Source organism: Micropruina glycogenica, assembly GCF_900289045.1.
Classification (GTDB): domain Bacteria; phylum Actinomycetota; class Actinomycetes; order Propionibacteriales; family Propionibacteriaceae; genus Micropruina; species Micropruina glycogenica.
This window is the reverse complement of sequence record NZ_LT985188.1, coordinates 1,868,762-1,881,219: the sequence shown is the minus strand read 5'-3', so window position 1 is coordinate 1,881,219 and position 12,458 is coordinate 1,868,762. Positions and strand designations below refer to the sequence as shown.

Genomic DNA, 12,458 nt, shown 5'->3' with positions numbered 1-12,458 from the left:
GCACAGTTGCTGTATGACGTGGCTGGTCGCCCTGGCCGTCGTGGGTGCGCTCATGGCGTCCACCGTCATGTTCTTTCGCCGCAAACCCGACCCGTCGCGCCGTGCGGACGCCTCGCGCTTCGATCGCTTCGCCCCGCTGCCGCCGCTGGAGCTGACCGAGCCGGACGCCCTCGAGCTCGCCGAACTCGGTCGCCGGGTCGAGCAGGACTTCGGGCTCGCCCCGGTGCAGATTCTGCTGCACCGGCTGGGCAACGTGACGCGCCGCAGCGTGCCGCTGCGCGCGGTGCGTCCGGGGCCCGCTCGGGGCTTGGCCCGCATCTGTTTCGCCGACGGCACCACCCTGCAGGTGCGGGGCCGCCAGGTCGGCGATCTGGGCTATCTGGCAGCCACCGCGATCACCCAGAAGGTATGGGTGTCGAACTATCACACCGAGCACAGCAACGTGGTGCTCGATCTCGACTGGAACCGTGGCCGGGTGAGCGTGCTGGCCGTTGGGCTCGATCAAGCCGACTGATCGCGGCTCCTACAGCCGCAGAAGGCGCAACGACTTGCGGTAGATGGCGTCCATCTCTTCGCGCGCGTGGGTGTTGCCCAGCCCGTCGACGTAGTTGTACGTGGTGAGCTTGTGGTCGCCGGTGGGGGTGTAGTCGAGGGAGATGTACATCGGGATGGCCGCCTCGTTCTGCGGATCGACCCTCAAGAAGATCTCGTCGAAACCCAGGTCGATGGCCTGGTCTTCGAGAAAGCGGGTCAGCGCCCGCGCCGCGCCGTGGCGCCGGAACTCGGGGTACACCCACAGGCTCTTGAGTTCGGGCTGCAGCAGGTTGTCGCTGCGGCAGTCGAGCACGCTGCTGCCGAGATAGTCGTCGCCGCGCACCGCGAGCGCGAACAGATAATCGCCGTCGACTTGTCGATCGAAGTGACCTTGGGCGTAGCGCGCATTCTGGTGCGGTTCTCGTCGGCTGAGGGCCGGCAGGTCGTCCTCTGTGCACAGCCGCACCTGAATGGGCTCCGTCATCGGTACCTCCGCTCGTCGAGGTGTTGCTCTCATCTGCTGGCCGTCGTCGGCCGCGAATCATCACTGTGCCACACGGGCTCAAGCCCAAGGCCGCCTGACTGCGCTCAGGCCGACCGGGGGTGGGCGCTCTCATGCTAGTCCTCCGAGCCCTCTCGGCTACACCCTTGCAGGCGCGACACCGGCATTCGTCTAGACTGACCGGACGCTCGGTCACCCCCGGTTCGGCTGGTCAGCCCAGTTCCGCCCGTCATCGAAAGGCCACCCGTGTTCGTCAAGCCCGCCCTCGCCGCCGCCACCATCGCTCTGCTCGCCTTCGCCGGCTGTTCGTCGCCCGCGCCCTCTGCCGGCCAGTCCGCCGGCCAGTCCGCGCCCGCGTCGGCCCCCGCGTCGGCCCCCGCTGCCGGCTCAGAGGTGAGCGTCGACGACTTTCTGGCCAAGGTCAGCGCCGGTATGGCGTCGATGAAGACCTACCACGTCGAGATGACGGTGAGCGGCGCGGGTGAGGGCAAGCTCACCACCACCGGCGACATCGACGCCGGCGTGACCCCGCCCAACCAGCACCTGACCATGACCATCGCCGGCAAGCCCGTCGAGATGATCGTCGTGGGCGGTGACTACTTCGTGAAGGGCATGATGGGTGACGGCTGGGTGAAGATGCCGGCCGGGGCCGCCAGTTCGATGAGCGGCTCCAGCGGCGATCAGATGAGCGTGCTCACCAACAACAAGGACGCGTTCGAGAAGATCGTGCTGGTCGGCAGCGAAGACGTGAGCGGCACCCCGGCCGACCACTACCGGGTCACCATGAACCTGGAGAAGATCGGTGGCTCTATGGCCAGCGCCAGCGCCGCCAAGACGATGACCTACGACGCGTGGCTCGACAGCGAGGGCCGCATGCTCAAGGCCGTCACCGAGATGGGCAAGATCACCACCGAGGCCACGATGAGCAAGTTCAACGAGCCGGTGACCATCAAGGCACCCACCGAATTCACCGAAATGCCCAGCTGAGACCTGCTCGGCGGCTCAGCCCAGTTCTTTGAGCTGGGCGATGACGTCGGCCACCGCCTGCTGCGCGCTGCCGTACAACATCGAGGTGTTGTCGGCGTAGAACAGGGCGTTCTCGATGCCCGAGTAGCCCGCGCCACGTCCGCGCTTGATCACGATGCAGTTGCGGGCCTTGTCGGCGTCCAGAATCGGCATGCCATAGATGGGGGACGACTTGTCGGTGCGGGCGACCGGGTTCACCACGTCGTTGGCGCCGATCACCAGGGCCACGTCGGTCTGCGGAAATTCGGCGTTGATCTCGTCGAGATCGAAGATCTTCTCGTACGGAACGCCGGCCTCGGCCAGCAGCACGTTCATGTGCCCGGGCATGCGCCCGGCCACCGGATGGATCGCGAACTTCACCTCGACGCCCTCGTCTTCGAGCAGCTTCGCCATTTCCCACACCTTGTGCTGTGCGCCGGCGACGGCCATGCCGTAGCCGGGAATGACGATCACCTTCTCGGAGTAGCGCATCAGGGCGGCGGCGTCGGTGGCGCTCATCTCTTTCATGCGGCCCTCGATGGCCCCGCCGGCCTGCGCCTCGCCGGTGATCGGGGTGAACAGCACGTTCAGAATCGGCCGGTTCATGGCCTTGGCCATCAGTTGGGTGAGCAGGGTGCCGGACGCGCCCACGACGATGCCCGCGATGATCAGCGTCGGGTTGCCCAGCACGTAACCCTCGAAGCCGACCGCCAGGCCGGTGAACGCGTTGAGCAGCGAGATCACCACGGGCATGTCGGCGCCGCCGATCGGGCTGGTCAGCACCGCGCCCAGCACCAGCGCCAGCACGAAGAACAGCACGAGCAGCCAGGCGTTGGCGGTACCGGCGCCCACCGACGAGGTGACGATCCAGGCTCCGAGCCCGATCGCCGCCACGCCCAGGGCGATGTTCACCAGGTTCTGTGCGGGTAGCCGGAACGCCTTGTTCATGATGCCCTGCAGCTTCAGAAAGGCGATCACCGAACCGCTGAACGCCACCGAGCCGATCAGCGAGCCCAGCACGGCCAACGTGGCGACCACCGGGCCGTGTACCTCACCACGGGCGAACTCGACCGCGGCGATCAGCGCCGCCGCGCCGCCACCCATGCCGTTGTAGATGGCGACCATCTGCGGCATGTCGGTCATCTTGACCACCCGGCCGGCCCACCACGCCACACCGCCGCCCAGCACGATCGCCACCACGATCAGCGCCATGTTCTGCATGTCGGGCACCAGAAACGTGACCAGCGTGGCCAGCACCATGCCGACGCCCGCCCAGGTGATGCCGCGCCGGGCCTTCGCCGGCGACGACATGGCCTTCAGGCCGACGATGAACAGCACCGCCACCGCGAGGTAGACCCCGTCGACGATCCATTGCATCGCGCTCAGGCCCCCTGCTCGCCGGCGGGAAGTTTCTTCTTCGTCTTCGGCGCGAACATGGCCAGCATGCGTTCGGTGACCACGTAGCCGCCGGCGGCGTTGGCTGCGCCGAGCAGCACGGCCAGAAAGCCGAGCGCGATCTGCAGCGGGGTGGTGGCGTGGCCCAGCGCGTACATGGCGCCCACCAGCACCACGCCGTGAATGAAGTTCGACCCCGACATCAGCGGCGTGTGCAGAATCACCGGCACCCGCGAGATCACCTCGTAGCCGGTGAAGGCCGCCAGCATGAAGATGTAGAGGTACAACACGTCGGTCATCGCACGATTCTCCTAGTCAAACCGCTAGTCACAAGCCCAGCACCTGTTTCACCTGCGGGTGCACGGCAGCCCCGTCGAGGGTGAGTGCGGTGCCCGCGACCACCTCGTCGGAGGTGTCGATTCTGATCGCGCCGTCGACCACCATCGGGGTCACGAAGTTCAGCAGGTTCTTGGCGATCATCTCTGAGGCGTGCACCGGCATTCGGCTGGGCAGGTTCACCGGCCCAACCACATGGGCGGGGCCCACCCGCACCTCGCTGCCCGCCACGGTGCCGAACACGTTGCCGCCCTGTTCGGCGGCCATGTCGACCACCACGGCACCCCGGCGCATGGCGTTCACCATCATTTCGCTGACGATCTGCGGCGCCTTCTTGCCCGGAACGGCGGCGGTGGTGATCAGCACGTCGCACTGGGCGATCGCCTTGCCCAGTTTGGCCTCTTGCGCACCCTTCTCGGCCTCGGTGAGTTCACGGGCGTAGCCGCCCTCGCCGACCGCGCTGACGCCGGTGTCGACGAACTTGGCGCCCAGCGACTCGATCTGCTCACGGGTCTCTGGACGCACGTCGTACCCCTCGACGATCGCACCCAGCCGCTTGGCGGTCGCAATGGCCTGCAGACCGGCCACGCCGGCGCCGATCACCAGCACCCGCGCCGGCCGCACGGTGCCGGCCGCGTAGGTGAGCATCGGAAAGAACTTGGGCGCCCGGGCAGCCGCGATCAACGCGCACTGGTAACCGGCCGCGGCGCCCTGCGACGACAGAATGTCCATCGACTGGGCGCGTGAGATGCGGGGGAGCAGCTCCATGGCGAACGCGTTCACCCCGCCCGCCGCCAGGGCGCGCACCCGGTCGGCGTCCGCGTAGGGGGCCAGGGTGCCGATCAGGGTTGTGCCGGGCCGCAGCGCCGCGATGGCCTCGGCCGTCGGCGGCCCGATCGTCCACACCACGTCAGAGCCGGCCATCACCTCTTTTGTGGTGTCGACGAACGTGACCTCGCCCAGGTCGTGCTCGGTGATATGAGCCTTCGCGGTGGCGCCCCGCTGAATCAGCAGCGAGGCACCCAGCGCCCGCAGTTTGGTGGCCACATCGGGCACGATCGGGGTGCGCCGTTCGGCTGGATCGGCGCCGGCCGGAATGCCGAGCACGAAGCTCATGAACCCGCTCTCTCTTTCATGACTGACTGTCTCGTCCATCCAACCCCGCCGAGGCCGCCTTGTCAGGTGGACTGGCCGATTGGCAGGCGTGGACGAAGCGATGCACGCGACCGATTAGGCTGCTGCGGTGGATTACCGCGTTGCTGACCTGAACCTGGCCGACTTCGGGCGCAAAGAGATCGCTCTGGCCGAACACGAGATGCCCGGCCTGATGGCCATGCGCGAGCGCTACGGCGACTCCAAGCCGCTGGCCGGTGCGCGCATCGCCGGGTCACTGCACATGACCGTGCAGACGGCGGTGCTGATCGAAACCCTGGTGGCGCTGGGCGCCGAGGTGCGCTGGGCGTCGTGCAACATCTTCTCCACCCAAGACCATGCCGCCGCCGCGATCGTGGTGGGCCCCGACGGCACCCCCGACGACCCTCAGGGCGTGCCGGTGTTCGCCTGGAAGGGCGAGACGCTGGGCGAGTACTGGGCCTGCACCGAGCAGATCCTCGACTGGGGCGACCGCAAGCCCAACATGATTCTGGACGACGGCGGCGACGCCACGCTGCTGGTGCACAAGGGTGTCGAGTTCGCCAAGGCGGGTGTGGTGCCGGCCACCGCGGCGTCCGATTCGACCGAGTACGGCGTGGTGCTGCAACAACTGCGCGACTCGAGCCTCGACTGGGTGGGCATCTCGAACTCGCTGCTGGGCGTCACCGAAGAGACCACCACCGGCGTGCACCGGCTGTACGAGATGGCCAAACAGGGGGCGCTGCTGTTCCCCGCCATCAACGTCAACGACTCTGTCACCAAGAGCAAGTTCGACAACAAGTACGGCATCAGGCACTCGCTGATCGACGGCATCAACCGCGGCACCGATGTGCTGATCGGCGGCAAGACCGCCGTGGTGTGCGGCTACGGCGACGTGGGCAAGGGTGCCGCCGAGGCTCTGGCCGGGCAGGGCGCGCGGGTGATCGTCACCGAGATCGACCCGATCTGCGCGCTGCAGGCGGCCATGGACGGCTACCAGGTCGCGGTGCTCGACGACGTGCTGAACGTGGCCGACATCGTGATCACCTGCACCGGCAACCGCGACGTGGTGACCGCCGACCAGATGGCGAAGATGAAGCACCTGGCGATCGTGGGCAACATCGGGCACTTCGACAACGAGATCGACATGGCCGGGCTGGAAGCGTACCCGGGCGTGCAGCGCACCGTGATCAAGCCGCAGGTCGACCGCTGGACCTTCGCCGACGGCCACTCGATTCTCGTGCTCAGCGAGGGCCGGCTGCTGAACCTCGGCAACGCCACCGGGCACCCGAGCTTCGTGATGAGCAACTCGTTCACCAACCAGGTGCTGGCCCAGATCGAGCTGTACACCAAGCCCGAGCAGTATCCGGTGGGCGTCTACACGCTGCCCAAGGAGTTGGACGAAGAGGTCGCCCGGCTGCACCTGGACGCGCTGGGGGCCAAGCTGACCACGCTGTCGCCGGAGCAGGCCGAATACCTGGGCGTTGACGCCGAGGGCCCCTTCAAGGCCGAGTCGTACCGATACTGACCCTCCGCCCGGCCCTTGTCAGTCATTCCGGCGCACGCCGGAATCTCCGTCGTGCCTTCTGCTGTGGTTGATGGACTCGATCATCGGCGTTTGATGGTGCCGGTCGCGGCGTCGGTGCCGGTGACGTTCACCACCTGGCCCGAGGTGTCGACGGCGAACGCGATGAGGGTCCAGGTGTAGGTGCCCTTCGGTAGCGGCTGACCGGCGTCGTCGAGGCCGTCCCAGCTGAGGCCGCGCAGCGAGCCGTCGGGTGCGGCGGGCGTGGGTAGCGTGCGCACCACCAGGCCGGTGCTGTCGGTGATGGTCAGATTGCCGGCCGCCAGGGGCTTGGTGGTGTCGATCGCGGCCGTCCAGGGCGACTCGGGGGTGGCGTCGCCGGAGGTCACCGCACCCAGCAGGCGAGGCTGGCTGGTGCCCACGCCGGGCACCCGGCGGACCACAATGACCGCCTGGGTGGTGTAGACGATCAGGTCACCCCAGGCGGCAACGGCGCCGGGCTCGAAGGGGGTGCCCAGTTTGATGACGTCGTCGGTGCCGAAGTTCCAGACCGCCAACTCACTACCCAGGTCGAGAACCGCGAACCCGTCGCCCAGCTGCCACAGGGCGCCCTGGTGGGCGCGGGTCGCCCCGGTGCGGTGGTTGCGCAGCACCGCCTGCTGATCGCCCGTGTCGCTCCAGTCCGACGACCCCACCCAGTCGCCCCAGAGATACACGTTGCCGGAGAGGTCGCCCTTCGACAGCCGCACCGTGGTCGGCTTGGCCGAGGCGTCGGCGAGGTCGCGGATCGACACCCGTGATCCCGTGCCGGCGCTGCGTGGCGCCTTCTCGGCCACCAGGCTGCCGAACTGGGCCAGGGCCTGTGTCGTGCTGACCTGTCGTCCGTCGGCGTGTTGAACGCCCGACTCGGTCCCCAGGTACGGGCCGCTCAACGCCGACGCCTTCACGGTGCGCACCGATTGGCCCGCGTCGTAGAGCGTGCGGGTCGCCTTGCCGCCCCAGATCAGCCAACGCGAGCCGGACGCGCCACTGACGCCCTGGCCGGGCAGCCAGGTGGCCGGCTGCAGTTGGCCGTCGGCCATCGCGCGCACCCACACCCGGTTGGCGCCGTTCCATGAGCCCAGCACAGCGGTGGGAGTGACCTCCAGCGAGAACGGGGTCTGGGGAACGCGGGGAACGGTCAACCATTCCGCGGTCGAGCCGTCCGACCCGACGCGCACGTGGTGCGGTTCGCCTGCCGCGTCCACGGTGCGCAGCAGCGGACGGGTCGGGTCGCCGTTGCCCTCGCCGCGCCACGACGCGGTGCCCTCGGGCAGCGCGATCGGGGTGACCCGTCCGGCTTCGACCAGCAGCGGCTGCGCGCCCGCGGGGTCTTTGATCACCGAAAGCGCGCCCCACTGGTACAGCGTCGGGTTCGTACCCGAGCGATCACCGGCGACGACGAGTCGGCACGCCGCCTCGCCCGACGGCAGCGGCTGGCGGCACAGGGTGAGGCCGGTGGCGTCGGCGCTCAGCGAATAGAGGTCAGAGCCCTGCACCCGATGCTGGGCGGTTCGGGGCAGGGTGAGCACTCCGGCCTTCTTGCCGGTGCGCGCGTCAACCATGGCCGCGTAGTCGTGGCCGCTGCTCGTCGTGGTGATGCGCACGGCCAGGGCCGCGTCGCCGGTGAACGAGTACGTGTGCTTCGGCGAGACCAGCCCGCTGGGCAGGGTCGGGAACTTCACCGTGCGGCGGCTGTCGGCGGTGGCCAGCGTGCCGTTGCTGCTCAGCGCAGCGCCGACCCCGACGGCCAGGTAGCGCGAGCCGTCGTCGTCCCAGCGCAGGGCTTTGGCCGCCGCCGGATCGGTGGGGCTCATCAGGTAGGGAATCGGGAGCTCGTCATTGGTCGCGGCATAGCCGAACCGTCCGTTGCTGCCACTGGCCCGGGTGATCGACGACTGGCCGATGCCGCGTTGCCAGGTGCCGCCACCGTCGAGCGAGATGCGGTCACCCGACATCGAGGCGGGGGCGTTGAACGACGCCCAGATGACGTTCTGCGTGGCGGCCAGCACAGTGAAGTCGACCGGGGCGCTGGGCAGCGCGTCCTGGAAGAGCACGGCCGTGTCGCGCGGCGGTGCTGCGTCGCCGGTCGGCGCCGGACTTGTGCCGGTGCACGCGCTCAGCGCGGCAGCAGCGACAACCGTAGCCAGAGCCGTCTTGGCTGCAGTGACGATGCTCATGCGGCCCTCCGATTCTGCTGGGGGTGCGGCCAGGCTAATCCGCCCGCGCAACCGGTCAGCCCGCGGTGATGGTGCCTCGCGCCGCGCCGTCACCGGTGACTGCGACCGCGTAGCCGCTGCCGTCCGTGGCTGCCGCGACCAGCTCCCAGGTGAAGCGGCCCTTGAGTTGCCTGCCGGTGGTGTCGCGACCGCTCCACGAGATACCCCGCAGCGAGCCCGTGTCGGACGCCGCCGTGGCCAGCGTGCGCACCACCCGGCCCTTGGCGTCACGAATCACGATGGTGCCCGCCGCCAGCGGTTTGGTGAGGTCGATCGCCGCCTTCCAGGGCGACTTCTTGGTCGTCTTGCCGCTGGTCAGAACTCCGAGTAACCGCGGACGGCCGGAACCCGGCACCGTGCGCACGATCAGCCGGGTGCCGTCGTGGTAGGCGAGCCTGTTGCCGTAGGCCGAGAACTCCAGCGATCGACTGCCCTTCTCGAGCACCGTGGTCTTTCCGCTGGTCAGGTTCAGAATCGACAGTCGGTAGTTGTCGTCACTCAGCACCGCGAAGCCGTCGCCCAGGTGCACCAGGTCGGCGACCCGGTTCAGCACCTTGCCGGTGCGCCAGTTGACCAGTCGCAGACTGCCCGGCTCGACGGTGGAGCCCAGCCAGTCTCCCCACAACCGTAGGTACGAGAACAGTCGTGAGTCGGGCGACACCTTGACCGTGACCGGCCGCATCGACGGGTCGGCCAGGTTGCGCATTGCCGCCCAATAGCCCTGCTGGCCCTTGGGGGTGTCCACGTGCTCGGCCACCAGGCTTCCGAAGATCGCCTCGGCACGTTTGGTTGCCACCGTCCTGCCCGAGATCAAGGTCACCGACTTCTCATGCAACAGGTACGGGCCGCTCAGGTCGTAGACGTCGCCGACCCTCGCACCCTTGCGGCCCGCGTCGTAGAGGTACTGGCGGTCGCTGCTGTCCTGCACGATCCAGCGCGATCCCGAGACCCGCCTCACGTCCAACGGGCTCGTGGTCGCCGGCCCGATCGATCCGTCGTCCAGAGCCCACTGCTGCGGCAGCGGCCCCCAACCCCCCGTGAACCGCTCGGGCTGCCAGGTCCACAACGTTGCGAAGACGCGGGTCGGTGCGAGGGTCAGGTCGTTGACCTGCATCGGCACCTGTTTCACCTTCAGGTACTCCGACACGCTCCCGTCGGCCGCGACCCTCACGTGATGGGGAGTGCCGTCGGCGTCTTCGGTGCGCAGCAGCGGACGGCGCGGATCGCCGGTGCCGTCACGCTTCCACGTCGCCGTGCCGGCGGGCAGTCGGACGGGTGTGACGGTGCCGTCGGGCGCCACCAGCAGGGGACTCGTGCTCGACCGGGTTCGCACGATCGCGTTGGCGCCGAACTGGTACAGCGTGGCCGCTGCCTTGCGCTGGTCGCCGGCGACGACCGTCGAACAGGTCGCGCTGCCGGACGGCAGCGGTTGCCGGCACAGGTTCAGCCCGGCCTTGGTTGCGGTCAGCGAGTACAGCGCCGACCCGCTGACCTGGTGCTGGGACGTTCGGGGCAGGGTGATCCGGCCCAGGCTTTTCGCCGTTCTGACGTCGAAGACCGATGCGTAGTCGGCCGAGCCGGCGGTAGTCGTGATGCGCACCAGGTGAGCCGAATCGGCGGTGAATGCATAGGTATGACTGGGATTCTTCAACTTTTTCGGCAGAGCACTGAAAGTGGCTGTCGTTGACGATTGACCGGCTCGAGCCAAATGAAGATCGGTCGACAAAGTGGCTTTCGTTCCCATGACCGAGATTTTCCAGAACTCGCCCCAGCCGCTGCTGGTGAGCTCAGTGGGGTAGAAGTAGGCCGGTCCAGAGAATGCGTCTTCGTCGGTTCCGAAGAAGGCGAGCCGGCCGGCCCCGGCGGCGTACCAGCCCCCTTCGGAAGGCATCTGGACGTGGTGGGTCCAGGTGCGCCCGCCGTCCTTCGACAGGCTGCTGTGCTCGTGGGAGTCAGACGGCAGTGAGGCCCAGATCCAGTCACCGGTGGCGGCGAGCACGTCGTAGTCGTCGGGCTCGGTGGGCAGCGGTCTGGTCAGCACGGGTGCCGTGGCGGGGGCAGCCTGGGGCGACTGCGCCGTGACGGCGCTCAGTAATGTGCCGACCGCCAGCCACGTGGTGACCACTGCCAACATTCGACGGTACGTGTTGGGTTTCATGGCAACTCCGCGCTGGTCTGGGGAACGACTGCGGTGTCAGCCTAACCGTGCCTATTGCGTACTTTCGGTAAGACGGTTCAAGAAGTTTGTGCACGATTCGGCATCGGTGGTGGTGCCCAATCAGGCGTGATCTTGCTCCCTATCAAATCGCTCGTGCAGTGGCCGCTGTTTGGCCTGGTCACTGGTCAAGCTCAGGGCGGTGCGGTTGGCGGCTTCGGCCTCGTCGACGCGGCCCAGCCGGCGCAGCAGTTCGTCGCGCGCCGCGTGGTAGGGGTGACAGGCGACCAGCGGCACGGCCAGCACGTCGAGTTCGGCCAGCCACAGGGCGTCCGCGCCAGTGCCCGGTCGTCGGTGCCGGTCAGCGTTGCGACACCGAACGGTCGAGATCTTTCAGACGAGCGCCCAGGGGCGTGCCCGGCCGGTTCGCCTACCATGGCCGAATGAGCGGCGGGGGCACATCAGGAGTTGGCGGGTTTCTACGGGCAGGTCTGCTGTTCGCGGTGAACACGGTCGTGCAGATGTTGTTGGTCGGGGCCGAGTGGCTCGACGCCTACGGCTTCACCTACCAGGGCCCGGTCGAAGATTTCGGCCCGGTGGCCTTCGTGCTGGTGCTGCTCTACCCAGTGGCGTTCACCGTGTTCATTCTGCTCGGCATGCTGGTGCTGCCCGGCACCCGTCGGACGGCCCGCAGCCTGCTGGTCGGCCGAGACGCGTGGGTGCTCTACATCGGGCTGGCCATCGGTGCGGTGCTGATCTACGTGGTCGACCAGTACTGGGCGGGGGTGGTGATCTCGTGGCTCGGCGTGGCCTGGGCGGCGTTCACGCAGCTGGGTGTCGAAGAAGAGGGTCCGCAGCCCTGGCTGGGGCTCACGTTTCTGGTCATCGGCTACGTGCTCGGCCTGTACTTCGGGCTGAACTTCGTGGCAGAAGACGGCGACCCGGAGTTCTCGCTACCGACCTCGCTGCTCGGCTGGTTCTCGACGATCGTGGGGGCCGCGATCGTGGGCTGGGGCATGGTGCAGCACTGGCGTAACAGCCGTCGCCGGGTGCCGCCGGGCTACCCGCCCGCACCGCCCGGCTACCCGCCCGCATCGGGCGGTTTTGGCTACTCCTGAGCCTGCGGTAAGCTTCGTTGTTGGCGTCAGGACGCCCGCGGACTCGTCAGAGCAGCCCAGCGATCTCATTCGACATCGTGCCACCGGCAGGGGTGCGCCGCGCAACGGGAAACCGAGAGGAGAGCAGCAGCCTTCATGGACGCTGATCTGAAGAAGAAGACCATCCAAGAATTCGCCACCAAGCCGGGTGACACGGGTTCGCCGGACGTGCAGATCGCTCTGCTCACCCGCCGCATCGCGCACCTGACCGAACACCTCAAGGTGCACAAGGGCGACCACCACAGCCGCCGCGGCCTGATGCTGCTGGTCGGCCAGCGTCGCCGGCTGCTGAACTACGTCGCGAAGCAAGACATCGAGCACTACCGCGAACTGATCGCGCGGCTCGGCCTGCGTCGCTGACTTCGACAGGGGAGTGGCTCATGCCGCTCCCCTGAACGCTCTCCCGGCCGGACGCGCTCGGCGACGAGCCGTCCAACCGAACAACTGAACAGCAAACATC

At 68.0% G+C, this 12,458-nt stretch carries 12 protein-coding genes; 5 read left to right on the top strand and 7 right to left on the bottom strand.

What is annotated here, in order from left to right:
* The first annotated feature begins 13 nt into the window (after positions 1 to 13).
* Positions 14 to 514 carry a hypothetical protein gene (locus MPLG2_RS08815; protein ID WP_105185805.1) on the top strand — a complete coding sequence of 167 codons (501 nt, stop codon included), beginning with the start codon at positions 14 to 16 and terminating at the stop codon, positions 512 to 514.
* A 9-nt stretch (positions 515 to 523) separates the two neighbouring features.
* Here MPLG2_RS08815 and MPLG2_RS08810 read toward each other — a convergent pair whose 3' ends face one another.
* On the bottom strand, positions 524 to 1,018 hold the full coding sequence (locus MPLG2_RS08810) for a GNAT family N-acetyltransferase (RefSeq protein WP_158681004.1): 495 nt from the start codon (positions 1,016 to 1,018) through the stop codon (positions 524 to 526).
* Between the two features lie 264 nt (positions 1,019 to 1,282).
* Here MPLG2_RS08810 and MPLG2_RS08805 point away from each other — a divergent pair, with 264 nt between their 5' ends.
* The gene (locus MPLG2_RS08805) at positions 1,283 to 2,023 is read left to right on the top strand and encodes an LppX_LprAFG lipoprotein (RefSeq protein WP_105185803.1); all 741 of its coding nucleotides are present in this window, start codon (positions 1,283 to 1,285) and stop codon (positions 2,021 to 2,023) included.
* Positions 2,024 to 2,038: 15 nt separating this feature from the next.
* Here the strand turns inward: MPLG2_RS08805 and MPLG2_RS08800 are convergent, their stop codons facing one another.
* Genes MPLG2_RS08800 through MPLG2_RS08790 form a run of 3 tightly spaced genes read right to left on the bottom strand, consistent with a single transcriptional unit; the run spans position 2,039 to position 4,888 of the window.
* Positions 2,039 to 3,418, bottom strand: coding sequence for an NAD(P)(+) transhydrogenase (Re/Si-specific) subunit beta (locus MPLG2_RS08800; RefSeq protein WP_105185802.1), 1,380 nt, complete (start codon positions 3,416 to 3,418; stop codon positions 2,039 to 2,041).
* A 5-nt stretch (positions 3,419 to 3,423) separates the two neighbouring features.
* Positions 3,424 to 3,735: an NAD(P) transhydrogenase subunit alpha gene (locus tag MPLG2_RS08795; protein WP_105185801.1), complete on the bottom strand. Its 312-nt coding sequence runs from the start codon at positions 3,733 to 3,735 to the stop codon at positions 3,424 to 3,426.
* 28 nt (positions 3,736 to 3,763) lie between these two features.
* Positions 3,764 to 4,888 (bottom strand): NAD(P) transhydrogenase subunit alpha, encoded by a 1,125-nt coding sequence (locus MPLG2_RS08790; protein WP_105185800.1) that lies wholly within the window; start codon positions 4,886 to 4,888, stop codon positions 3,764 to 3,766.
* A gap of 127 nt (positions 4,889 to 5,015) precedes the next feature.
* On the opposite strand from MPLG2_RS08790, the gene ahcY reads away from it, so the two are divergent.
* On the top strand, positions 5,016 to 6,431 hold the full coding sequence (gene ahcY / locus MPLG2_RS08785; protein WP_105185799.1) for an adenosylhomocysteinase: 1,416 nt from the start codon (positions 5,016 to 5,018) through the stop codon (positions 6,429 to 6,431).
* A gap of 80 nt (positions 6,432 to 6,511) precedes the next feature.
* On the opposite strand, the gene MPLG2_RS08780 is transcribed toward ahcY, so the two are convergent.
* The 3 genes from MPLG2_RS08780 to MPLG2_RS08770 all read right to left on the bottom strand — a co-directional run bounded on the left by MPLG2_RS08780 (position 6,512) and on the right by MPLG2_RS08770 (position 11,138).
* Positions 6,512 to 8,647 (bottom strand): FlgD immunoglobulin-like domain containing protein, encoded by a 2,136-nt coding sequence (locus MPLG2_RS08780; protein WP_105185798.1) that lies wholly within the window; start codon positions 8,645 to 8,647, stop codon positions 6,512 to 6,514.
* Between the two features lie 55 nt (positions 8,648 to 8,702).
* Positions 8,703 to 10,844: a FlgD immunoglobulin-like domain containing protein gene (locus MPLG2_RS08775; protein WP_105185797.1), complete on the bottom strand. Its 2,142-nt coding sequence runs from the start codon at positions 10,842 to 10,844 to the stop codon at positions 8,703 to 8,705.
* 120 nt (positions 10,845 to 10,964) lie between these two features.
* Positions 10,965 to 11,138 (bottom strand): hypothetical protein, encoded by a 174-nt coding sequence (locus MPLG2_RS08770; protein WP_158681002.1) that lies wholly within the window; start codon positions 11,136 to 11,138, stop codon positions 10,965 to 10,967.
* A gap of 146 nt (positions 11,139 to 11,284) precedes the next feature.
* On the opposite strand from MPLG2_RS08770, the gene MPLG2_RS08765 reads away from it, so the two are divergent.
* Both MPLG2_RS08765 and rpsO read left to right on the top strand, forming a co-directional pair.
* Positions 11,285 to 11,959 carry a hypothetical protein gene (locus MPLG2_RS08765; protein WP_158681000.1) on the top strand — a complete coding sequence of 225 codons (675 nt, stop codon included), beginning with the start codon at positions 11,285 to 11,287 and terminating at the stop codon, positions 11,957 to 11,959.
* Between the two features lie 135 nt (positions 11,960 to 12,094).
* On the top strand, positions 12,095 to 12,358 hold the full coding sequence (gene rpsO / locus MPLG2_RS08760; protein WP_105185794.1) for a 30S ribosomal protein S15: 264 nt from the start codon (positions 12,095 to 12,097) through the stop codon (positions 12,356 to 12,358).
* Positions 12,359 to 12,458: the final 100 nt, after the last annotated feature.

Bases quoted from the DNA above. Each gene is read 5' to 3' on its own strand.
- MPLG2_RS08815 (WP_105185805.1), top strand. From the start codon at position 14: ATGACGTGGCTGGTCGCCCTGGCCGTCGTGGGTGCGCTCATGGCGTCC.
- MPLG2_RS08810 (WP_158681004.1), bottom strand. From the start codon at position 1,018: ATGACGGAGCCCATTCAGGTGCGGCTGTGCACAGAGGACGACCTGCCG.
- MPLG2_RS08800 (WP_105185802.1), bottom strand. From the start codon at position 3,418: ATGCAATGGATCGTCGACGGGGTCTACCTCGCGGTGGCGGTGCTGTTC.
- MPLG2_RS08795 (WP_105185801.1), bottom strand. From the start codon at position 3,735: ATGACCGACGTGTTGTACCTCTACATCTTCATGCTGGCGGCCTTCACC.
- MPLG2_RS08790 (WP_105185800.1), bottom strand. From the start codon at position 4,888: ATGAGCTTCGTGCTCGGCATTCCGGCCGGCGCCGATCCAGCCGAACGG.
- MPLG2_RS08780 (WP_105185798.1), bottom strand. From the start codon at position 8,647: ATGAGCATCGTCACTGCAGCCAAGACGGCTCTGGCTACGGTTGTCGCT.
- MPLG2_RS08775 (WP_105185797.1), bottom strand. From the start codon at position 10,844: ATGAAACCCAACACGTACCGTCGAATGTTGGCAGTGGTCACCACGTGG.
- MPLG2_RS08765 (WP_158681000.1), top strand. From the start codon at position 11,285: ATGAGCGGCGGGGGCACATCAGGAGTTGGCGGGTTTCTACGGGCAGGT.
- rpsO (WP_105185794.1), top strand. From the start codon at position 12,095: ATGGACGCTGATCTGAAGAAGAAGACCATCCAAGAATTCGCCACCAAG.